At 65.2% G+C, this 22,150-nt stretch carries 17 protein-coding genes and 1 pseudogene; all 18 read left to right on the top strand.

What is annotated here, in order from left to right:
* A complete protein-coding gene (locus GFD18_RS09825; protein ID WP_163199891.1) occupies positions 1 to 858 on the top strand; it encodes an ABC transporter ATP-binding protein in 858 nt (285 codons plus the stop codon).
* Between the two features lie 36 nt (positions 859 to 894).
* Positions 895 to 2,184, top strand: coding sequence for a hypothetical protein (locus GFD18_RS09820; RefSeq protein ID WP_163199892.1), 1,290 nt, complete (start codon positions 895 to 897; stop codon positions 2,182 to 2,184).
* A gap of 113 nt (positions 2,185 to 2,297) precedes the next feature.
* Complete coding sequence (gene clpB / locus GFD18_RS09815; protein ID WP_163199893.1) at positions 2,298 to 4,970, top strand: ATP-dependent chaperone ClpB; 2,673 nt, start codon at positions 2,298 to 2,300, stop codon at positions 4,968 to 4,970.
* 287 nt (positions 4,971 to 5,257) lie between these two features.
* The gene (locus GFD18_RS11165) at positions 5,258 to 7,390 is read left to right on the top strand and encodes a right-handed parallel beta-helix repeat-containing protein (protein WP_225433053.1); all 2,133 of its coding nucleotides are present in this window, start codon (positions 5,258 to 5,260) and stop codon (positions 7,388 to 7,390) included.
* The gene (locus tag GFD18_RS09810) at positions 7,299 to 8,645 is read left to right on the top strand and encodes an MSCRAMM family protein (RefSeq protein ID WP_225433055.1); all 1,347 of its coding nucleotides are present in this window, start codon (positions 7,299 to 7,301) and stop codon (positions 8,643 to 8,645) included. The genes GFD18_RS11165 and GFD18_RS09810 overlap by 92 nt, the downstream gene beginning before the upstream one ends.
* Positions 8,646 to 8,676: 31 nt before the next feature.
* Positions 8,677 to 9,360: an orotate phosphoribosyltransferase gene (locus tag GFD18_RS09805; protein WP_163199895.1), complete on the top strand. Its 684-nt coding sequence runs from the start codon at positions 8,677 to 8,679 to the stop codon at positions 9,358 to 9,360.
* On the top strand, positions 9,357 to 10,163 hold the full coding sequence (locus tag GFD18_RS09800; RefSeq protein ID WP_163199896.1) for a TrmH family RNA methyltransferase: 807 nt from the start codon (positions 9,357 to 9,359) through the stop codon (positions 10,161 to 10,163). The genes GFD18_RS09805 and GFD18_RS09800 overlap by 4 nt, the downstream gene beginning before the upstream one ends.
* 364 nt (positions 10,164 to 10,527) lie before the next feature.
* Positions 10,528 to 11,577 carry an ATP-binding cassette domain-containing protein gene (locus GFD18_RS09795; protein WP_163199897.1) on the top strand — a complete coding sequence of 350 codons (1,050 nt, stop codon included), beginning with the start codon at positions 10,528 to 10,530 and terminating at the stop codon, positions 11,575 to 11,577.
* Positions 11,574 to 12,812, top strand: a complete 1,239-nt coding sequence (locus tag GFD18_RS09790; protein WP_163199898.1) for a hypothetical protein — start codon at positions 11,574 to 11,576, stop codon at positions 12,810 to 12,812. The genes GFD18_RS09795 and GFD18_RS09790 overlap by 4 nt, the downstream gene beginning before the upstream one ends.
* A 352-nt stretch (positions 12,813 to 13,164) precedes the next feature.
* Complete coding sequence (gene gatC, locus GFD18_RS09785) at positions 13,165 to 13,455, top strand: Asp-tRNA(Asn)/Glu-tRNA(Gln) amidotransferase subunit GatC (protein WP_100510890.1); 291 nt, start codon at positions 13,165 to 13,167, stop codon at positions 13,453 to 13,455.
* A 19-nt stretch (positions 13,456 to 13,474) separates the two neighbouring features.
* Positions 13,475 to 15,010: an Asp-tRNA(Asn)/Glu-tRNA(Gln) amidotransferase subunit GatA gene (gene gatA / locus GFD18_RS09780; RefSeq protein WP_163199899.1), complete on the top strand. Its 1,536-nt coding sequence runs from the start codon at positions 13,475 to 13,477 to the stop codon at positions 15,008 to 15,010.
* Between the two features lie 29 nt (positions 15,011 to 15,039).
* Complete coding sequence (gatB, locus tag GFD18_RS09775) at positions 15,040 to 16,539, top strand: Asp-tRNA(Asn)/Glu-tRNA(Gln) amidotransferase subunit GatB (RefSeq protein ID WP_163199900.1); 1,500 nt, start codon at positions 15,040 to 15,042, stop codon at positions 16,537 to 16,539.
* Positions 16,540 to 16,906: 367 nt separating this feature from the next.
* Positions 16,907 to 17,923: a GNAT family N-acetyltransferase gene (locus GFD18_RS09770; RefSeq protein WP_163199901.1), complete on the top strand. Its 1,017-nt coding sequence runs from the start codon at positions 16,907 to 16,909 to the stop codon at positions 17,921 to 17,923.
* Complete coding sequence (locus GFD18_RS09765; protein WP_100510579.1) at positions 17,920 to 18,231, top strand: DUF2469 domain-containing protein; 312 nt, start codon at positions 17,920 to 17,922, stop codon at positions 18,229 to 18,231. Before GFD18_RS09770 ends, GFD18_RS09765 begins: the two co-directional genes overlap by 4 nt.
* 330 nt (positions 18,232 to 18,561) lie before the next feature.
* Positions 18,562 to 20,151 carry an NAD(P)/FAD-dependent oxidoreductase gene (locus GFD18_RS09760; protein ID WP_163199902.1) on the top strand — a complete coding sequence of 530 codons (1,590 nt, stop codon included), beginning with the start codon at positions 18,562 to 18,564 and terminating at the stop codon, positions 20,149 to 20,151.
* A gap of 508 nt (positions 20,152 to 20,659) precedes the next feature.
* Positions 20,660 to 21,031, top strand: coding sequence for a 50S ribosomal protein L19 (gene rplS, locus GFD18_RS09755; protein WP_100510581.1), 372 nt, complete (start codon positions 20,660 to 20,662; stop codon positions 21,029 to 21,031).
* 117 nt (positions 21,032 to 21,148) lie between these two features.
* The gene (gene lepB / locus GFD18_RS09750; protein ID WP_163199903.1) at positions 21,149 to 21,850 is read left to right on the top strand and encodes a signal peptidase I; all 702 of its coding nucleotides are present in this window, start codon (positions 21,149 to 21,151) and stop codon (positions 21,848 to 21,850) included.
* A gap of 103 nt (positions 21,851 to 21,953) precedes the next feature.
* A pseudogene (locus GFD18_RS09745) lies at positions 21,954 to 22,150 on the top strand (ribonuclease HII); the annotation flags it as partial.

Genomic DNA, 22,150 nt, shown 5'->3' with positions numbered 1-22,150 from the left:
ATGCTTACCGTGGAGCACGTCGGCAAGGAACTGTCCGGCAAACTCATCCTGCACGACGTCAACCTCGAATTCGAGCGGGGCGTCTACGGTCTGCTCGCCCCGAACGGCGCCGGCAAGACCACGCTCATCAAACTGCTCGCCACGCTCCTGACTCCCGACGCCGGCGCCATCCGATGGGACGGCGAGGACATCGTCGGCATGGGGGAGCGCTACCGCAGTCTCATCGGCTACCTGCCGCAGGATTTCGGCTACTATCCGAACCATTCTCCGCGACGTTTCCTGAAGTACATCGCCACGCTCCAGGGTGTTCCTCGCGACGAGATCGCCCCGCGCATCGACGAGCTGCTCGCCATGGTCCATCTCTCCGACCAGGCCGACAGGAAGATGCGCACGCTTTCCGGCGGCATGATACGCCGCGTCGGCATCGCCCAGGCGCTCATCCACCGGCCGCGGATCCTTCTCCTTGACGAGCCGACCGCCGGCCTCGACCCCAAGGAGCGCGTCCGCTTCCGCAACATCGTCCATAATCTGGCCGCCGACCATATCGTGGTCATCGCCACGCATATCGTCTCCGACCTCGAAACCATCGCCGACCGCATCGTCATGCTCGGCGACGCCACCGTGCGCGAGGCCGACGAGCCGGCCGCGATCTGCGAACGCCTCGAAGGCCGCATCTACGAAGTGCCGAGCGGCTACGTCCTGCACGACGGCCAGCTGAAGCTCAGCGAAATCCAGCGCGGCGGCGAAACCGCCAAGCGCATCTACTCGCCCGACCCGATTCCCGAATCCGCCGACCGGGGCATCGAATCCGTGCATCCCGGTCTCGAGGACGCCTTCCTGCTCACCTACCGCGACTAGTCGCCGACGATACGTTTCCCAAGAAAGGACCAACCCATGTTCGCCCTGCTCATTCAGGAACTGCGCAAGATCTGGCGGCCCGGAGTCGTCGTCGCGCTCATCGTGGCGGCCATTGCCTACGCCGTGCCGTACACCCAGCTCGAAGCCGGCAACCTCAATGCTCCCGGCAACATCGGCAACGACGACACCGTCGGCCTCATCAACGAATACGGGCCGGTCGTCAACCGTGAGTCGGTCGCCGCGATGAAGGCCGATCTGCCGGAGCTGCGTTCCGCTCTCGACGCCAAGATCGTGGCCGACAGGCAGTCGAAACGGTTCGGCGTCACCGATTACGATTCGTTCATCAAGGTTCGCAACGATCAGTCCGTGGCCTCGGTCGGCGAGAATTCCGACGATCTGACGTTCGCCGTCGATGGCACGACCGATTGGGACGAGTACTCCGAACGCATCGCCGACCTGCCGGAATTCCACGCCTATGAGTCGCGGGCGATAACCGTCGAGGATTATGAAAGAGGGACTTCGAAAGTTGACGTCACGCAGCGTGTGGCTTTCGCGCTTCGTATGTTCCCGCCTCGGAGCGGCATGTCGGAAGCCGAGGAAAACGCCTACTACGCCAAGCTCGCGCTGCCGAAGACCGCCGCCGCACAGGTCGACAGGCTGTATGCGCAGCGCGACAACATGGGATATCTGGAGAAGTACACGGACGCGTATGAGACGACCATGCTCATGGTGTTCCTGATGTTCGTCTATTCGGTGGTGATGTCGGTCGTGCTGACGGCGTCGTTGTTCGTCGCCGACCGCAGGCGCAACATGCGTCAGCTGCAGTGGTCGTCGCGCATCGGCCGCCGCGTGACCGGCGTGCAGCTGCTGGCCGTCGGTCTGAGCTCGCTGGCGGTGTGCGTGGTGATGGCGGCCGTGTTCGCCGGCGTCTGGCTGCCGCAGGTATGGCCGTATCTGGCGACGCCCGTGTTCTCCACAAGCGTGCTGCCGTGGTTCGGCGGCTGGAACTTCGCCGGATATCTGCTGGCCGTCGCGTTGCTGGGAACGGTGATGACGGTGACGTTCACGTTGGGCGTGGCATGGGTGACGCATTGGTTCGACGGACTGATCCGCGCCATGCTCGTCGTCGTGCCGCTGACGGCCCTGTTCCTTTTCTGCGCCATCTACGCGGTGCTGGGCGAGGCGTTCCTCATGACGAACGCGCTGTCGATGCATACGGGGCTGCCCGGCTGCGAGGTCGCCGTGGCCGTGGCGATGATCGCGGTCGTGGCGGCCGTCTGGGCGGTGACGTTGCGTCGCGCCCGCCGTGCCGATCTGGCGAGGTGACGATTCCACATCCCAAAACTTGAGTCATAATCACTCAAGTTTTGGGAATAAAATACTCCAAGGTCCGGTTGTTCGTATCAGCAAGACGTTATAACCCGACATTGGAGGACATCATGGAACAGAACTTCACGAGGATGACTCAAGAGGCGCTTGGGGACGCCATCCAGAGCGCATCGGCGGCCGGCAACGCGCAGGTCGAGACCCTGCACGTGGTCGACGCGCTGCTGCGTCAGGAGAACGGCGTGGTCCCCGGCCTCATCCAGGCGGCCGGCGGCGACCCGAAGCAGGTCGGCGCGGCCGTGCGCAACGCGCTGGTCGCCCTGCCGAGCGCCAGCGGCTCGAGCACGTCGCAGCCGCAGGCCAGCCGCCAGCTGACCACCGCGCTCGCGCAGGCCGAGAAGGAGATGAAGCAGATGGGCGACGAATACGTCTCCACTGAGCATCTGCTCATCGGCATCGCCGTCGGCCCGAACGAATCCGCCGACATCCTCAAGCAGGCCGGCGTGACCCCCGAGGCGCTGCGCAAGGCCGTCCCCGGCATCCGCGGCGGCCGCAAGGTCGACAGCCCCGACGCCGAAGGCAGCTACAAGGCGCTGGAGAAGTACTCCACCGACCTCACCGCCCGCGCGAAGGAAGGCAAGCTCGACCCGGTCATCGGCCGCGACCAGGAGATCCGCCGCGTGATCCAGATCCTCTCCCGCCGCACCAAGAACAACCCGGTGCTGATTGGCGAGCCCGGCGTCGGCAAGACCGCCGTCGTCGAAGGCCTCGCCCAGCGTATCGTCGCCGGCGATGTGCCGACCACGCTGCAGAACAAGAAGCTCATCAGCCTCGACATGGGCTCGATGGTTGCCGGTTCGAAGTACCGTGGCGAATTCGAGGAACGCCTCAAGAGCGTGCTTGACGAGATCAAGAACGCCGACGGCCAGATCATCACGTTCATCGACGAGATCCACACCATCGTTGGCGCGGGTGCGGCCGAAGGCTCCATGGACGCCGGCAACATGCTCAAGCCCATGCTGGCCCGTGGCGAACTCCGCCTGATCGGCGCGACCACGCTCGACGAATACCGCGAGAACATCGAGAAGGACCCGGCGCTTGAACGTCGTTTCCAGCAGGTGTTCGTCGGCGAGCCCTCCGTGGAGGACACCGTCGCGATCCTGCGTGGCCTCAAGCAGCGTTACGAGGCGCACCATAAGGTGACGATTGGCGACGACGCGCTCGTGGCCGCAGCCACGCTCTCCAACCGCTACATCTCCGGCCGTCAGCTGCCCGACAAGGCCATCGACCTCGTCGACGAGGCGGCCGCGCACCTGCGTATGGAGCTCGACTCCCAGCCCGAGGAGATCGACGAGCTGCAGCGCAAGGTCACGCGTCTCGAGATGGAGGAGATGCAGCTGAAGAAGGCCGAGGACCCCGCCAGCAAGGAACGCCTGGAGAAGATCCAGACCGAACTCGCCGACTCGCGTGAGAAGCTCAGCGGGCTCAAGGCCCGTTGGGATGCCGAGAAGGCCGGCCACAACAAGGTCGGCGACCTGCGCGCCAAGCTCGACGACCTGCGTGTGCAGGCCGACAAGGCCACCCGCGAAGGCGACCTCGCCAAGGCGTCGAAGATCCTCTACGGCGACATCCCCGCCATCCAGAAGGAGCTCGCCGCCGCGGAGAACGCCGACGCCGAATCCAAGGCCAACGGCACCGGCGCGAACGGCAGCGAGCCCATGGTCCCCGACCATGTGGACGCCGACTCCGTCGCCGAGATCGTCGCCGACTGGACCGGCATCCCCGTCGGCCGCCTCATGCAGGGCGAGAACGAGAAGCTGCTGCACATGGAGGACTACCTCGGCAAGCGCGTGATCGGCCAGAAGGAGGCCATCACCGCCGTGGCCGACGCCGTGCGCCGCTCGCGCGCCGGCATCAGCGATCCGAACCGCCCGACCGGCTCGTTCCTGTTCCTCGGCCCCACCGGCGTGGGCAAGACCGAGCTCGCCAAGGCGCTCGCCGACTTCCTGTTCGACGACGAGAAGGCCATGGTCCGCATCGACATGTCCGAGTACATGGAGAAGGCGTCCGTCTCCCGTCTGATCGGCGCGGCCCCCGGCTACGTCGGCTACGAGGAGGGCGGCCAGCTCACCGAGGCCGTGCGTCGTCGCCCGTACTCCGTCGTGCTGTTCGACGAGGTCGAGAAGGCGAACCCCGAGGTCTTCGACGTGCTGCTGCAGGTGCTTGACGATGGTCGTCTGACCGACGGTCAAGGTCGTACGGTCGACTTCAAGAACACCATCCTCATCATGACCTCCAACCTCGGCTCCCAGTTCCTCGTCAACGAGGACATGGACGCCGATGCCAAGAAGAAGGCCGTGATGGACGCCGTGCACATGAACTTCAAGCCCGAGTTCCTCAACCGACTCGACGAGATCGTCATGTTCCATCCGCTCACCCGCGAGGAGCTGGGCGGCATCGTGAACATCCAGGTCAAGCAGGTCGCCGCCCGTCTGAGCGACCGCCGGATCACGCTCGACGTGACCGATGCGGCACGCGAATGGCTGGCCGACACCGGCTACGACCCGGCATACGGCGCCCGTCCGCTGCGTCGACTCGTGCAGACCGAGGTCGGCGACCAGCTGGCCCGCATGCTGCTCGGCGGCAGGATCCACGACGGCGACACCGTGCTCGTCGACCAGACCGGCGGCGAACACCTCGAACTCACCGACATGCCCGAGGACCCGCTCGCCGATCATACGCCCGACAGCCCCGACGTCTCCATCGACGACGTCCAGGCCGACTGAGCGTCCGGCCGGGAAAACGGCCGGGCATCCGGGTCGGATAGGCGTTCATCCCGGATGAACGCCTATCCGGCTGATTCGAGGCATATCCGCGATCCGCGGTGATCATCAGGGCCTCCTTCCCGCGTGGTGCGGGAAGGAGGCCCTTTTCGTTGCGGTCTGTACCGCGGCATCGCTGGCGCGGACCTATAGGGGGCAAGTGGGGTCAATGGGGGATATTGAAATGAGAGTGTTCACATAGGGGGTATCATATGTAGAGCCAGATAGTGCAGATGAAGATGGGAACCACAGTGAGCGATATGGACAGCAAAAACGGTCTGCGGGGGGAATGGGGGATTTCCGGCCGTAACGCGATCTCGCGAATCATGAACGGACTCGGCGACGCCGCACCATCGGGCCGCCGGCGGGGCGTGCGCGCCATCGCCGCCATGGCGGCTGCGGCGGCCATGCTCGCCGTGGGCGTTCCCGCCGCCGGCGCCGCGGAATCGACCGGCTTCGAAACCGAACCGACCGTCACCGCCACGCCGTCGCAATCGCCGTCGGCATCGAACGGCGCCACGACGTCGTCGACTCCTTCGTCGCAGGACCAGAACGCACAAGGCACCACCCCAAAGACACAGAAAAAGGGCTCGCAGAAGAAGGCCGCGGCCAAGGCCACCGGCGACTGCGCCGCCGTGACCACATGGGACGTGCTGAAATCCTGTATGGACGGCGCCGCGACGGACGGCTCGACGACGACGGTCACGCTGACCGCATCGATCGAGGTGCCGACCGACACGAACGACGCCGAATCCACACCCCTCGACCAGAACCACGTACTGTACGTCAATAACGGCGCCAAGATCACGCTCAAGGCCGCCGACGGCGCCGGTCTCGACGGCGCGCGGTCCGGAGACCGCAAGGGCTCCGTCATCTATGTGTATCCCGGCGGTTCGCTCACCATCGCCGGTGGCACGTACCAGAGCATCGACACCAAGGAACAAGGCGCCGTGATCATGAACGACGGCACGGTGGACGTGACCGGCGGCACCTTCCGTAACAACACGTCGGCCGCATCCGGCGGCGTGATCTCCAGCTCCGGCACGGTGGACGTGACCGGCGGCACCTTCATCGGCAACGGCCAGAGTCCGGCCGACGACTGCTCCACCGACGCCACCGTGGAACGGTGCCATCAGTCCAACCTCGGCGGCGGAGCCATCCACTCCACCGGCAGCCTGCTGGTGCAGGGCAACGTGACCTTCGACGGCAACTATGCGAAATCGTGGAGCTGGCGCGCCGGCGGCGGCGCCATCTGGGCTTCCGGCAAGCTCTGGGTCAAGAACGCGACGGACGGCACCAAGCCGAAGTTCGTCAACAACTACACGTCCGTCGCCAAGCCCGCGCGTGCGGCCGACGGCACATGGACCGGCATCCAGCGCGGCGGCGCGGGCGGCGCCATCTTCCTCAACGGCGACTCCTCGATGGCATGGCTCACCGGCGGCTCGTACACGAACAACGTCTCCGGTTACCTCGGCGGCGCCGTCTACACCGAGGAGGACTCGACCACCTACGTCGGCAAGGCCGTGGCCTTCGACAACGCCGCCGGTCATTTCGGCGGCGGCCTGTGGTTCTGCCCCTCCGGCAACGCCACCGCCTCGCAGGGCGGCAACATCGCCCTCTTCGACAACGACGTGAACACCACGCTCGACGGCAACGGCGCCAATACGGCGGCCGCCGGCAACACGGTGACCGCCGGCGACGACCTGGCGATCATGAACCCCTACCACAAGTGGTACGGAGATCCGGGCAAGTTCACGTCGAACTCGTTCCATCTGCTCGACACCTGGTTCACCGACCGTTCGAACCCCGCCGTCACCTGGTACCGGGACGGCACGCCGCTCATGGAATCAAGCGGCTACTTCGACTCCTGGCTGCCGGATTCCGGCGGCTGGTACGGCCACGGCAACGTGGCGGTGCAGGCCAAGGCCAATCCCGTCTATCCGACCGAAAAGGTGACGACCCCCCACCACGCTCAATCTGTATGTGCCCGGCACCGTGCATGCGGCGAACGGAGCCGCCAGCACCATGACCGTGCCGACCGGCGAGGGCAACACGAACTTCACCACCGGCGTGGCCCTCAAGGCGCAGGTCAACGGCGCCACCGACGTCGAACGCCAGGCGACGCGCGACGAGGCCAAGGGCTCCGCCCAGCTGTCGATGTCCGGCAACGGCGCGCGACTCTCCGGCGGCGCATTCGGCTCGAACGGCGTGGTGATCTTCGCCAGCCCGTCGAACGCCACATGGGAGAAGACCGCCGTGGGCGGCGACGGCAAGCCCTCGGCCGACAATCCGCTGGCCGGCGCCGTATGGAAGCTGACCGTCACCCAGACGAGCCTCGACACCGCCTCGCGCGAATCCGACTCGACGCCGTACCAGGACGGTGACCTGCGTCCCGCCGACTGCCAGGTGGCGAAGCCCGATCCCTACCAGTGCTGGACGTCAAGCACCGTCAACGGCGAGAAGACGTGGACGATGTACGTGACCGACAAGACCGCGAACGGCGCCACGGGCCGCGACAACAACCCCGAGCCCGGCGTCGTGGAGGTCGACAACCTCGCCGCCGGCGACTACAGGCTGACCGAGGAGACCGCGCCCCCGGGGTATGAGAAGTCGAGCAACGTGTACGCCATGAAGGTGTATGCCGCCGAAGCCGGCAAACTGCCCAAGGACACCGAGATCACCCTCGAATCCGGGCCCGACGCCGACAAGGGCCTGTTCGCCAAGGCGAAGGACGGGCATGCGCTCATCGGCAACCGCACGAACGGCAAGGTCTCGTGGGAGAAGACCGACGGCGCCAACCCCATCGACGGTTCCGTCTGGAAGATTGAGCGCAGGAACGGCGACGGCACCTGGACCGCCGTCACCAACCTGACCGGCGCCGACGGCAAGGCCGACATCACCGACTGCGTCGACACCGCATGCACCGGCGCGGACAAGGATTCGCGCGCCGGCTGGTTCACCGTCGAGGGCATCAGTGCCGCAGGCACGTACCGACTCGTGGAGACGCAGGCTCCGGAAGGCTTCTGGCAGCCCGGCGACGGCGAGAAGGTGCACGAGTTCGAGGTGAAGGTCTCCGACGGGGTCGTCTCCACCGACTGGGGCAAGGCGTCCAACGTCATCGCGAACACGCCGGCCGCCGTCACCTGGCGCAAGACCGACAAGGGCACCGGCGCGATCATCACCGCTTCGGCCTCCAAGTGGGAGCTGAAGCGGTACGCGGACGAAGCGCATAAGACGCTCGAAGAGACGCTGGCCGTGACCGATTGCCTCCCCAACACGTCGTGCTCCGGCACCAACGACACGAACACCGCCGCCGGCGTGATCACCGTGCAGCGGCTCAAGCCCGGCTACTACACGCTTGTCGAGACGCAGGCGCCGAACGGCTACAACATCGGCGACGACACCTACACGTTCGCCATCGAACGCGACGCCACCGAACACGTCGTGAGTCTTGAGACCGGCGGCGGGCGGCTGGCCGACAACAAGGTGCCCAACGAGGCGAAGAAGGTCGCCATGCTGCCGTTCACCGGTGGTCTGGACGGGCGTGGCTGGCTCGTCTTCGGCGGTCTGTTCACGGCCGCGGCCGCGCTGGCGCTGGCCGCCGTCAACGAATATCGCAAGCGCAAGGGTTTGGCGTAAACCCTTCAATGGCTGGCGGTACAGTGAAGTCATGACTCTTCAGAACGATGCCAAAACCGAAGGATTCCGCAAGACCGGACCGTCCGACGTGCGCGACGACGCCGCCACGCCGGACGGCGGCCTCGCCGACGATTTCTTCGACGCCAAGGACCTGCTGCGCCGCATGCTGGTGAAGGAGGTCGCCGACAAGCCGTTCAGCGAGCTCTCCGCCGTGGCCTTCGACCATCAGGGCGCCACGCTCATCGGCCACACCCTGCTTGACGTCATCGAGGAGCAGGGCTATGGTCTCGACGATTTCGACGCCGTCGGCGCCCTCACCGCCGCCGCCGTGCCGCTCGCCTGCGCCATGGTGCACGCCGCCGCCTCCCGCGGCCAGGACCTCGACGCGTTCGTCATGGACTTCGTCTATCCGAGCATCAAGGGGCCGAGCATCAAAGGCAAGCGCGTGATCCTGCTCGACTCGTGGCTGAGCGAGAAATCCTACGTGCAGACCTCGTCGCTCGTCACCCTGCGCAACGGCAACGAACTGAGCCTCGACTTCGGCGTCGTGAAGAACGAGGGGGCCGAGATCCTCGCCGTGGCGTCGCTCATCGGCGGCGTCGACATGACCGAGCCGGTCGTCAAGGTCGTCAATCCGGCCGACGGCGAGGCCCACGAACTGCCGTTCATCGAGGTGTTCAAGGAATCCGAGCTGCGAGGCCGGAGCCAGTCGTGAGAGAGCCGAATCCCATAACCAAGGCCGCCCTGGCCTCCGACGAGCCGGCCTTCCGCGAAGTGGGCGTGGGGCCGTGGGCCGAGACGCATCCGGACCGTCCGCGTCCAGACGATTTCGGCGACCCCGCCAACTTCGACGCCCGCTACGACCGTGCGCTGCTTGACAGCGGCGACCGTCGCAACGTGCTCGACAAATACCGCTATTGGAAGGTCTCGGCCATCAAGGCCGACCTCGACCGGCAGGGGCGTCATCCGTTCGAGGTGGCCATCGAGAACTGGACGCACGATTTCAACATCGGTTCGATGGTGCGTACGGCCAACGCGTTCGCGGCGGCCCGCGTGCACATCGTCGGCCCGCACAAGTGGAACCGCAAGGGTGCGCTCATGACCGAGCTGTACCAGCACATCGCGCATCATCCCACCGTGGCCGACCTCGTGGCCGACTGGCATCGTCGCATCGCCGCCGGGATTGCTGAGGCCGAGGATGCCGCAGCCGCTGCGGCCCGACGCAACGACTTCGCCGCCACCGCACGGCATCAGGCCGAGGTCGACGAGCTGCGCGAGGCGAAGGTCATCGCCATGGATATCCTGCCCGGCGCGGTGCCGATGGAAACGTACCGTTTCCCCAGGCGCTGCCTGCTGCTGTTCGGCGCCGAGGGCCCGGGGCTGAGCGAGAAGGCGCTGGAACTCGCCGACGACGTGGTGTACATCTCGCAGTTCGGCTCGGTGCGGTCCATCAACGCGGGAGCGGCCGCCGCCGTCTCCATGCACGCGTGGATCGCCCAGCACGCCGAAATCGCCTGACGGCGTGACGGCGGGTATGTGCGTCCCGCGCGGTTCCCGTCCGTCACGTCCACCACAACGAACAGGAACGAAACGACGTCCACGGTTCCCGTCCGTCATTAATCCACGACGAAAAGGAACCTGAACAGCGATTCGGTTCCTATCCGTCGTATCCATCACGACGAATGGGAACGGAGCGACGTTCGCGATTCCTGTCCGTCGCACCCGCTGCAACGGACAGGAATCCTGCATCCGTGCGACAGGCCCGACGTGCGGAGCTACCCCCGCATCGGGTTTTGGCGAGTCCGTTCCGCGGACCCGCAAATCCGTGAAATCATTCCTGCGGAGGATTGCGGGTGTAGGGCGGTTCGGATAGTGTCGAAGCATGATAGAGATAGAGAGGCTCGTCAAGTCATTCGGTGCGAAGAAGGCCGTTGACCAGGTCTCGTTCAAAGCACTCAACGGCAGAGTGACCGGCTTCCTCGGCCCCAACGGCGCGGGCAAATCCACCACGATGAAGGCCCTGCTCGGTCTCATCCGTCCCGACTCCGGCGAAGCCCTCATCGACGGTCGTCCGTTCTCCCGCCTCAGCTCGCCCATGCGCTCGGTCGGTGCCGTGCTCGACGCCCGATCCGTGCACAAGGGCATGACCGCCTACGCGCATCTGCGCTCGCTCGCGCTGACCAACGGCATACCGAAATCACGCGTCGACGAGGTCATCGACGTCACCGGCATCGCCAGCGTGAAGAATCGCCGCGCCGGAACGTTCTCGCTCGGCATGAGCCAGCGGCTGTCCATCGCCGCCGCACTGCTTGGCGACCCGCATAATCTCGTGCTTGACGAGCCCATCAACGGCCTCGACCCCGAAGGCGTCAAATGGGTGCGTGAGCTGTGCCGATACTATGCGGCGCAGGGACGGGCCGTGCTGCTCAGCTCGCATCTCATGAGCGAGGTCGCGCTCACCGCCGACGACCTCGTCATCATCGGGCAGGGGAGAATCCTGCGGCAGGTGAGCGTGGCGAGATTCGTCGATGAGCACTCCTCTCACGGCATCCGCATCGTGACCCCCGACCCGCGGCGCGTGCACGAGGCGCTCGCCGAATTGGGCGGCGCGCAGGTCCGGGACGTGCCGCGCGAATCGGGGGACCCCTCGGAAGGCTACGCGGTGATGGTCGACGGCGTTCCCATGCAGCCGGTCGCGCAGATACTCGCCCACAACCAGGTGGTGATGTACCGGTTCTCGCAGGAACAGACCTCATTGGAGGACGCCTACATGGAGCTGACGCACGCCGCGGCCGAATACCGTGCGAAATCGCCGATGGGGGAGGGCGGCGCGCCGGACCGGCAGCCTGACATGCGGCCGGATGATGACCGGCGGTCCGGCATACGGAATCGAACAGGCAGAAGGGCACAGCGAAGGGGGACGCGACGATGAGCGCAGCACGACGACGAGGACGCCATAGTGCGCGACAGCTGAATCCATCGACGCCGGACGACAAATCGTTCGACAATCCGCAGCCGGAGCCGCCGAATCCATCCGAAACGGTGAATCCATCCGAGGCGACGATGGCGTTCGACCCGTTTGCGGAGGAGCGGCCGGAGACATACCGCCAGGAGACGCCCGCGCGGCCTGTTCCGTCGCGGCAGGGCGTGCCGAGGCCGTCGTCCATGCCGGTGGCATCCGTCTCGTCCCCGATCTCGATGACGTCGCTGCCCTCATCGGCCCCGTTGACGCCTCCCACGCCTCCCGACCCGTCGTCGAGTTCACGCAGCCGCCGCCGTCGCGCGCCGCGCAAGATGAAGGTCCCCAACGGCCGCGTAAGCATCTGGGGGTCCATCCGCGCCGAATTCGTCAAGACGCTGAATCTGCGGTCCACCTATTGGCTGCTGACCATGACCGTCGTCTTCTTCCCACTCGGCGCGGCCCTCACCGCCTGGACCACGCGTCTTATGGCGGGTCTCGACGAGACCGGCAAGCAGCTTGCAACGCCCCGGCCCATACCCGCCGTCGACCTGTGGGCGTCGGTCTCGGGCATGACGTCCACCGTGGCGCTTGTCGTCGGCATATTCGGCATCATGGCCGTCACATCCGAATATTCGACGAGATCGATTCAGGCCACGTTCGTCGCCAATCCCCGTCGTGAGGACGTCATCGAGGCCAAATCATTCGTCGTGGGCGTGCTGTCGTTCGTGGCCGCGCTCGTCGGCCTGCTGATTTCGTGGGGTCTGGTCTCGTTCATGTCGAACGGATGGGACGTTACGCCGCTTTCCGGCGACCAATGGCGACTGCCGTGGATATCGCTGTTCGGCGCCGCGCTTGCCACGATGCTGGCCGCGAAGATGGCCCTCGGCATCGGCGCGATATGCCGTGCGACGCCGGGAGGCATCTTCGCGCTGGTCGGCCTGCTGATGATCGCGCCGAGCATACTGAGCATCATCTCGCTGGCTGCCAGCCGATACACGTGGCTGAACACCGTCGGCGCGTTCCTGCCGTCCGCCGCCATCGGCACATTCGTGCGCGGCGGCGTCGATACGACGCTGGCCGCCGGCATCGGGAACGTGGATTACTTCATACCCAACTGGTGGCAGAGCCTGATGATCCTCGTCGGATGGTGGATAGTCTGCGAGGCCGCAGGCACGCTGGTCGTCAGGCGCACGGACATCCGGTGAGCGACGTTCGGGACGCGCGCCGAGCCATCCATCAAACGAATGGGAACCGTGCGCAACGCTGCGTTCCCGTCCGTTGTGATTGATGTAACGGACAGGAACCGTGGGTAGTGCCGCATTCCCATCCGTTGCACCCTCCTCGACGGATGGGAACCGGGACGTTGCTTGGGTTCCTATTGGTCGCATCCTTTGTAACGGACGGGAACCGTGGGCAGCGTACGGTTCCCGTTTGCCGTATCCCGTGCAACGGATGGGAACCGCGCGCATCGTCCCGTTCCCATCCGTTGCGACAATGCGACGAAAAGGACCGCAGAGGTGCTCCCGCTCGTCACACTTGCGCTTTATAGTGGGCACTATGCCTACATTCACACGTGAACAGATCGAGCATTTGGGCGATTTGGCCCGAATCGCCCTGACTGACGAAGAGATCACCCGACTCCAGGGCGAACTGAACGTCATCGCAGACTCCATCAACGAAGTGCAGAAGGTCGCCGGCGACGACGTCAAGCCGACCGCCAACCCGGTTCCGCTGGAAGCCTACCTGCGTCCGGACGTGGCCGAGACGCCGCTCACCCAGGCCGAGGCGCTCGCCGGCGGTCCGAAGACCGAGGCCGGCATGTTCGTCGCCCCGCGTATCCAGGAATAATCAGGGGGAATGTGCACCAATGACTGACGCAACCGAACTGGTGAAGCTCTCCGCCGCCGAGATGGCCGCGAAGATCAAGAACAAGGAAGTCTCCAGCCGTGAGCTGACCGAAGCGCATCTGGCCGTCATCGAGAAGGCCGAGCCGAGCATCGACGCCTTCCTCAAGGTGTCCGCCGAAACCGCGCTCGCCGAGGCCGACGCCTTCGACGCCAAGAACGCCAAGGGCGAGACCGAGGGCCTGCCGGAGCTGGCCGGCGTGCCGATCGCCATCAAGGACATGATCGTCACCAAGGGCATCGAGACCACCGCCGCCTCGAAGATCCTCGAAGGCTGGGTGCCGCCGTACGACGCCACCGTGATCGAGAAGATCAAGGCCGCCGGCATGCCGATCCTCGGCAAGACCAACCTCGACGAGTTCGCCCAGGGCTCCTCCACCGAGCACTCCGCCTACAAGACCACCAAGAACCCGTGGAACACCGAGCACGTGCCCGGCGGCTCCGGCGGCGGTTCCGCGTCCGCGGTCGGCGCGTTCGAGGCCCCGATCGCCCTCGGCACCGACACCGGCGGCTCCATCCGCCAGCCCGGCGCCTTCACCGGCACCGTCGGCGTGAAGCCCACCTACGGCGGCGTGAGCCGTTTCGGCGCCATCGCCATGGCCTCCTCGCTCGACCAGATCGGCCCGGTCTCCCGCACCGTGCTCGACGCCGCGCTGCTGCACGAGGTCATCGGCGGCCACGACAAGCGCGACTCCACCTCCATCCCGCGCGAGGTGCCGCCGGTCGTGGCGGCCGCCCGCGAAGGCCTGAAGATGGACCTCAAGGGCGTGAAGGTCGGCCTCATCAAGGAGCTCGGCGGCGAAGGCTTCCAGCCCGACGTCGAGGCCCGCTTCAACGAGTCCGTCAAGCTGCTCGAGGACATGGGCGCCGAGGTCGTGGAGATCTCCTGCCCGCACTTCCCGGCCGCGCTCGGCGCCTACTACATCATCATGCCGTCCGAGGTCTCCTCCAACCTCGCCCGTTACGACGGCATGCGCTACGGCCTGCGCGTCATGCCGCCGGCCGGCGTGCCGCAGACCGCCGCCAACATGATGGCCTACACGCGTGAGGCCGGCTTCGGCGACGAGGTCAAGCGCCGCATCATCCTCGGCACCTACGCCCTGTCCGCCGGCTACTACGACGCCTGGTACGGCAGCGCCCAGAAGGTGCGCACGCTCATCATCGAGGACTTCGCCAAGGCCTTCGAGCAGGTGGACGTGCTCGTCTCCCCGACGGCCCCGACCACCGCGTTCAAGTTCGGCGAGAAGACCGCCGACCCGATCACCATGTACCTCGGCGACGTGGCCACCATCCCCGCCAACATGGGCGGCGTCCCGGCCATGAGCATCCCCGCCGGCCTGAGCGAGGAAGGCCTGCCCGTCGGCTTCCAGTTCTTCGCCCCGCAGATGCAGGACGAGAAGATGTACAAGCCCGCCGCGGCCCTCGAAGCCGCTCTGGAAGGCAAGTGGGGCGGCCCGGTGTGGAACAGCCTCAAGACCCCGTGGCTGGATGAGGCCTGAGAGCGTACAGGACGTATTAGGAGCAGACAATGGCAGATAAACTCATGAAATTCTCCGAGGCCGTCAAGAAGTACGACCCCGTCATCGGCCTCGAAACCCACGTGGAGCTCAGCACGAACACCAAGCTGTTCTGCCCCGCTCACGTGGAGTTCGGCGGCGAGCCGAACACCCAGCTCACCCCGGTGAGCCTCGGCCTGCCGGGCAGCCTGCCGGTCATCAACAAGACCGCCGTGGACTACGCCATCAAGCTGGGCCTCGCCCTGCACTGCGAGATCGCCGAGTGGAGTCAGTTCGCCCGCAAGAACTACTTCTACCCGGACATGCCGCGCGACTACCAGATCTCCCAGTATGACAAGCCGACCAACGGCAACGGCTACCTCGACGTCGAGCTCGACGACGGCAGCATCTTCCGCGTGCCGATCGAGCGCGCCCACATCGAGGACGACGCCGGCAAGAACACCCACATCGGCGGCGCCGACGGCCGCATCGAGGGCGCCGACCACTCCCTCGTGGACTACAACCGCGCCGGCGTGCCGCTCATCGAGATCGTGACCAAGCCGATCGAGGGCGTGGGCGAGCGCGCCGCCGAGATCGCCGGTGCCTACATGCGCACCCTGCGCGACATCGTGCGTGCCCTGAACATCAGCCACGCCCGCATGGAGCAGGGCAACATGCGCGCCGACGTCAACGTCTCGCTGCGCCCCAGCCCCGACGACCCGTACGGCACCCGTTCCGAGACCAAGAACGTGAACTCGTTCCGCGGCATCGAGAAGACCATCACGTACGAGATCCGTCGTCAGGCCGCCCGCCTCGACGAAGGCAAGGAGATCCTGCAGGAGACCCGCCACTGGGACGAGTCCACGCAGACCACCGCCGGCGGCCGTGTGAAGACCGACGCCGACGACTACCGCTACTTCCCCGACCCCGACCTGGTGATGCTGCACATCACCAAGGAGCACATCGAGGAAATGAAGGCCCAGATGCCGGAGATGCCGCGCGAGCGCCGCAACCGCCTCAAGGCCGAATGGGGCCTGACCGACCTGCAGATGCGCGACATCATCAACGCCGACGCCCTCGACCTCATCGAGGAGACGGTGAAGGCCGGCGCCAAGGCCGCCGGTGCGCGCAAGTGGTGGCTGGGCGAGATCTCCCGCGCCGCCAACGCCAAGGAGGTCAGCCTCGAGGAGCTGCCGATCACCCCGGCCGACGTGGCCGAGGTCGAGAAGCTCATCGCCTCCGGCAAGCTCAACGACAAGCTCGCCAAGCAGACCGTCGCCGGCGTGCTCGCCGGTGAGGGCACCCCGGCCGAGGTCGTCAAGAAGCACGGCTACCAGGTGGTCGAGGACACCGGCGCCATCGAGAAGGCCGTCGACGACGCGCTCGCCGCGAACCCCGACGTGTTCGAGAAGCTCAAGAGCGGCAACATGAAGCCGATGGGCGTGATCATCGGCGCCGTGATGAAGCCGACCCGCGGCCAGGCCGACGCCAAGGCCGTCACCAAGCTCGTCATCAGCAAGGTGAAGGGCTGAGTCCGTTAAGAAAACGCCAGAGGCGTTTTTAGGACTCAGGCGAGCCGACAGGCGAGCTGGGGGAATGTCAGGGCCGGCGTCCTGCCGGTCCTGTCCGTTCTTGCCGGGCTGAGTCCGTTAAGAAAACGCCAGAGGTGTTTTTAGGACTCAGGCGAGCCGACAGGCGAGCTGGGGGAATGTCGGGGCCGGCGTCCTGCCGGTCCTGTCCGTTCTTGCCGCCTGATTTCACAATCCTGAGAATCAGCTGGGAAATCAGCGCGCCTCGCTACCATGAACCAGATTCCCCGTGTATCCTGTACGCGGGGAATCTGTCATAGTAGACAGACGACAGCAGGACGACAAACAGCCGATCGATAGAAAGTGACCCATGTCAGCAGATGAAGTGAACAGCGTCGAACAGGGTACGCAGGCCACTGAGTCGCGTACACTCCCGAGCAGCCTCGTCATTCCGGAGATCAAGGGCGAAATGGTGCATCTGCGCCCCGCCACCCTCGACGACCTTCCGTTGATGGACGAACTGCAGGCGTATCACAACGCTTCAAGCATCACCGGCAAGGACGCGCAGGCCGAGCGCGCCCTCGTCCACACGTGGGTCGGACGTTCCGTCGCCTGGGGCAAGGGCCAGTCGCCGGAGGAGTCCGGCGTGGGCGACCCCGAATCCCGCCGCACCATCGCATGGTCGGTGCTCGCCGACTCGAACCCCGACGATGACGACGACAAGGACCGCACCAAGGTCATCGGCATGATCTTCCTCATCGACATCGACAGCTGGGCGAAGTCCGCCCGCATCCAGGTCATGCTCGGCCGCGACTACCGTGGCCGCGGCTACTCGCGAGACGCCATGCCGCGCGTCATGACCTATGGTTTCGCACCCGAACCGGCCGGCCTCGGCCTGCACCGCATCTGGGTGGCCGTCCCCGAGAAGAACACGCGTTCGCTGTCCGTCTACCAGTCGCTGGGCTTCATCAAGGAGGGCACGTCGCGCCACGCGCTGTGGGACGACGCCAACCAGCGTTATCAGGACCAGATCGTGTTCGGCACGCTCGTCGACGAATACGACCCCATCCGTTCGCTCGACGCGTTCGGCATGCATCTGATCGAGGATAATCCGGGCGTACGCGAGGCGCTGGCCCTGCGCGAGCACTCGCTGGCCCTCGAGGTCAACCGCCGGGGAAGCGACGCCGAGAACGACCGGCTCGAATCCGACCTCGCCGACCTTATCAACGGCGACTCCGGCCAGACGAAGCCGGCCGACAAGACCCGTGGCCAGCAGGAGTACAATTACTGGCCGAATTCCAACAACGGCAACGAGGAGGACGCCAAGCGCTCGAAGCGGGCGTGGTGGCGCAGCCTCGGCAACCGCTCCCGAGGAGGAAACGAATGAGCGCTGAGGATCTCGACAACTACGAGACCGATGCGGAACTGGCGCTGTACAAGGAATATCGCGACGTCATCAAACTGTTCACCTACGTCGTGGAGACGGAACGGCGCTTCTACCTGGCGAACAAGGTCGATTTCAACGTGCGTTCCGCCGGCCAGGACGTCTACTTCGACGTCCAGCTGACCGACGCATGGGTGTGGGACGTGTATCGTCCCAGCCGTTTCGTCACCAACGTCCGCATCGTCACGTTCAAGGACGTGAACGTCGAGGAGGTCCAGAAGACCGACATCGACATCCCCGACAACATCTGACCCCGCCCGACTCCGCTCAGGATGATGGCAAGGCCTTGGACTCCCCTCAAGCGTGAGGGGAGCCGTCGGCCGTAGGACGAATGAGGGGAGTCGCCGCCGGGGCAAATCATGCCGACGCATGACGGCCCCTCGGAGGCGGGGCGCCGGGAAAGGGACAGGCGGTCCTTCATCCCACGCAACGTCGCGTTGAATTCTGCGAAAAGAATGTGTATGCACATCGGCTCTGTGCGCTTTGCTCCCACGGTCTGTACTAGAGTGGTCACGATTTAGTTTGCGTCATCCATGCATCGTCATGCATGTTCGTTCAATCTGCATTGTGAGGAGTACGACGTGGCAGAAAAGAAGTCGGTCGTTATCATCGGCGGCGGCCCCGCAGGCCTGACCGCAGCATGGGAGCTGGTGAAGGACGGCGGCGCCGAGAACTACGACGTCACCGTGCTCGAGGCGACCCGCGAATTCGGTGGCATCTCGCGCACCGTCAAGTACAACGGCAACCGTATGGACATCGGCGGTCATCGCTTCTTCTCCAAGGACGACCGCATCATGGACTGGTGGAAGGAGACGCTGCCGCTGCAGGGCGCCCCCTCCTACGACGACAAGAAGCTCGGACGCCACCACGACCTCGAACCCGGCGGCCCCGACCCCGAGAAGACCGACCACGTGATGCTCAAGCGCCACCGCGTCTCCCGCATCTTCTGGAACCACCGCTTCTTCGACTACCCGATCTCGCTGACCCCGAACACCCTCAAGGCCATGGGCTTCAAGCTCACCATGGTGGCCGGCTTCAGCTACCTCAAGTCCATCTTCCACAAGCTTCCCGAGACCAACCTCGAGAACTTCTACATCAACCGCTTCGGCCGCAAGCTCTACTCCATGTTCTTCGAGGGCTACACGGAGAAGCTGTGGGGCCGCCACCCCTCCGAGATCTCCGCCGACTGGGGCGCCCAGCGCGTCAAGGGCCTGAGCATCCTCGGCGTCCTCAAGAACGCGTTCTCCAAGCTGCTGCCCAAGAAGCGCGACTCCAAGAACGTCGAGACCTCCCTCATCGAGGAGTTCTGGTACCCGAAGCTCGGCCCCGGCCAGCTGTGGGAGACCGTCGAGGAGAACTGCGTCGAGCACGGCGCCAACGTCATCACCGACGCCAAGGTCGTCGAAATCCGCCAGGACGCCGGCCGCATCGCCGCCGTCGTGTACGAGGACTCGCACGGCGACCGCACCGAGATCAAGGCCGACGAGTTCATCTCGTCCATGCCCATCAAGGACCTCATCACCGCCGTCGACGCCTCCGACAAGCCCGCACCCAAGGACATGACCGCCATCGCCACCGGCCTGCCCTACCGCGACTTCGTCACCGTCGGCCTGCTGTGCAAGAAGCTGCGCATCCGCAACACCACCGACATCCCCACCCTCGGCAACCCGCCCATCGTCCCCGACTGCTGGATCTACGTGCAGGACCCGGGCTACAAGGTCGGCCGCATCCAGGTCTTCAACAACTGGAGCCCCTACCTCGTCAAGGACGTCGACGACACCGTCTGGATCGGCCTCGAATACTTCTGCGAGGAAGGCGACGCCTTCTGGAACATGACCGACGACGAGGCCCGCGACTTCGCCATCAAGGAACTCACCCGCATGCGCGTCATCAACGGCCCGCAGGACGTCCTCGACGCCCACCGCGAACGCGTTCCCAAGGCCTACCCCGCCTACTTCGACACCTGGCAGCACATCGACGAACTCGTCGAATACCTCGACGGCTTCGGCAACCTCTACTGCGTCGGACGCAACGGCCAGCACCGCTACAACAACCAGGACCACTCCATGGCCACCGCCATCGAAGCCGTCAACAACATCAAGACCGGCAAGACCAGCAAGAAGAACGTGTGGTCTGTCAACACCGAAAAGTCCTACCACGAGGAAAAGTGATGAACGGAGTGTCAACGGCCTTTCCTCAGGTCTCGACGTACCTTTGTACGCCTTCGCCTTCGGACGGCCGTTGACACACGTCGTTCATCCCTTTCCGAGAAATAATCGACGGAGCGTCAAGCCCCTTACCTCAGCGCTCGACGTATTGATATACGCCTTCGACCTCGGACGGGGCTTGCCGCACACGTCGATTATTCCTCTTGCAGAAAAGTAAATAACGGAGCGTTATCCGCCTTACCTCGGCGCTCGACGTGATGAAGGGAACCCGCTGCGACCGTTCGCGGCGGGTTTTCCTATATCCACCGCCCGTGTATACTTGAAGAGTTGTGCCGAGTCGCGTATTGCCGCATAGATGCGCGTCTCAACAGGTCCAGACCATCATCGATCGGATCGGCACGCTCCCCGAAGGCAGACCTGAAGGGATACCGAATTTCGGAAGACGGCGCGCATCATGCCGCGTCTTCCCCGACTTGCGCTGATATGCGGCGGCAATGGAGGAACAAGCATTATGGTGAATGCAATCGAAGCGTTCGACGCCAAGCACCTGAAGCCCGCCGAGGAGATCCCGGCCTTCCGTCCCGGCGACACCGTCAAGGTGAACGTCAACATCAAGGAAGGCAACAACTCCCGTATCCAGGCCTTCACCGGCGTGGTGATCGCCCGTCAGGGCGGCGGCGTGCGCGAGACGTTCGTCGTTCGTAAGATCAGCTTCGGTGTGGGCGTGGAGCGTCGTTTCCCGCTGCACTCCCCGGTGATCGATTCCATCGAACTCGTCCGCAAGGGCAAGGTGCGTCGCGCCAAGCTGTACTACCTGCGCAACCTGCGCGGCAAGGCCGCTCGTATCGTCGAGCGTCGCGACAACAGCCAGAAGGCCGACTGAGTCCTTCGCCTATCCCACGCGACACGTGGATAGCATGGAAGCCCGGAACTCCGCATCGCGGATTCCGGGCTTCCGCGTATAGTATTCGCGTACATCTCAATCAGGGGAGCGCATCGTATGACTGAACACCAGACGGACGGCAACGATCGCATCGCATCCGGCGTCGCGGCTGGGGCCGACGGGGGCGCGGCCGCCGGCGGACGGCGGTCCGACGACCGCATGACCCTGCGCGACCTGCTCGTCTGGGCCGGAATCCCGCTGGTCATCGTGCTGTTCCTGCGCATGTTCGTCATCGGCGTCTACGAGATTCCGTCCGAATCGATGCGCGATACGCTGCAGGTCGGCGACAAGGTCGTCACATCCCGACTGGCGCCGCGGTTCTTCGAACTGCATCGCGGCGACATCATCGTGTTCAAGGACCCGGCGAACTGGCTCGGTCCGAGCGCGAAAAGCCAGTTCCTCATCAAACGTCTGATCGGCCTGCCCGGCGACACCGTGGCATGCAAGGGCCCCGGCCAGCCGATCACCATCAACGGCAAGGCCATCGACGATTCCTCGTTCATCCGTCCTGGCGTCAACCCCAGCGACTTCGCCTTCAGCGTGAAGGTGACCGATGGGCATGTGTTCGTGATGGGCGACAATCGTTCGAACTCCGCCGACTCCCGCGTGCATCAGGAGGATGGCGACAACGGTCTGGTCCCGATCTCCGACGTCGAAGGCGTGGCGGCGGCCATATACTGGCCGGTCGGCCACTGGTCGGGCCTCGGCAGGAACGACGCCGTATTCGACGGCGTATCGGGCGTTTCCGGCGCGAAATAACGCCGGCGATAATCGAAAATACATGAATGCATGACGGCGGACACGGCATACGTGACGTCGCGATGACGGCATACACGACGAAATGATGGCGAAGGAGCGAGACATGGTGGTTCCACGGCAGGCGCCCACGCTCGACCATGAGCGTGCGTTGGCGAACAAGGGGTATTCGCTGGTCGTCGGATTCGACGAGGTCGGACGCGGCTCGCTGGCCGGTCCGGCGATGGTGGGCGCCTGCGCGCTGCTCTCCCGCGACGCCGACGAATGGACGGTGCCGAGCGGCGTCGCCGATTCGAAGATGCT

The organism is Bifidobacterium saimiriisciurei (assembly GCF_010667655.1).
Lineage (GTDB): Bacteria > Actinomycetota > Actinomycetes > Actinomycetales > Bifidobacteriaceae > Galliscardovia > Galliscardovia saimiriisciurei.
Note: the sequence above shows the minus strand (reverse complement) of the source record. Positions and strands in the feature narration are given on the sequence as shown.

What these genes read in the sequence shown, in the direction of transcription:
- GFD18_RS09825 (WP_163199891.1), top strand. Translation starts at nt 1, where the DNA reads ATGCTTACCGTGGAGCACGTCGGCAAGGAACTGTCCGGCAAACTCATC.
- GFD18_RS09820 (WP_163199892.1), top strand. Translation starts at nt 895, where the DNA reads ATGTTCGCCCTGCTCATTCAGGAACTGCGCAAGATCTGGCGGCCCGGA.
- clpB (WP_163199893.1), top strand. Translation starts at nt 2,298, where the DNA reads ATGGAACAGAACTTCACGAGGATGACTCAAGAGGCGCTTGGGGACGCC.
- GFD18_RS09805 (WP_163199895.1), top strand. Translation starts at nt 8,677, where the DNA reads ATGACTCTTCAGAACGATGCCAAAACCGAAGGATTCCGCAAGACCGGA.
- GFD18_RS09795 (WP_163199897.1), top strand. Translation starts at nt 10,528, where the DNA reads ATGATAGAGATAGAGAGGCTCGTCAAGTCATTCGGTGCGAAGAAGGCC.
- GFD18_RS09790 (WP_163199898.1), top strand. Translation starts at nt 11,574, where the DNA reads ATGAGCGCAGCACGACGACGAGGACGCCATAGTGCGCGACAGCTGAAT.
- gatC (WP_100510890.1), top strand. Translation starts at nt 13,165, where the DNA reads ATGCCTACATTCACACGTGAACAGATCGAGCATTTGGGCGATTTGGCC.
- gatA (WP_163199899.1), top strand. Translation starts at nt 13,475, where the DNA reads ATGACTGACGCAACCGAACTGGTGAAGCTCTCCGCCGCCGAGATGGCC.
- gatB (WP_163199900.1), top strand. Translation starts at nt 15,040, where the DNA reads ATGGCAGATAAACTCATGAAATTCTCCGAGGCCGTCAAGAAGTACGAC.
- GFD18_RS09770 (WP_163199901.1), top strand. Translation starts at nt 16,907, where the DNA reads ATGTCAGCAGATGAAGTGAACAGCGTCGAACAGGGTACGCAGGCCACT.
- GFD18_RS09765 (WP_100510579.1), top strand. Translation starts at nt 17,920, where the DNA reads ATGAGCGCTGAGGATCTCGACAACTACGAGACCGATGCGGAACTGGCG.
- rplS (WP_100510581.1), top strand. Translation starts at nt 20,660, where the DNA reads ATGGTGAATGCAATCGAAGCGTTCGACGCCAAGCACCTGAAGCCCGCC.
- lepB (WP_163199903.1), top strand. Translation starts at nt 21,149, where the DNA reads ATGACTGAACACCAGACGGACGGCAACGATCGCATCGCATCCGGCGTC.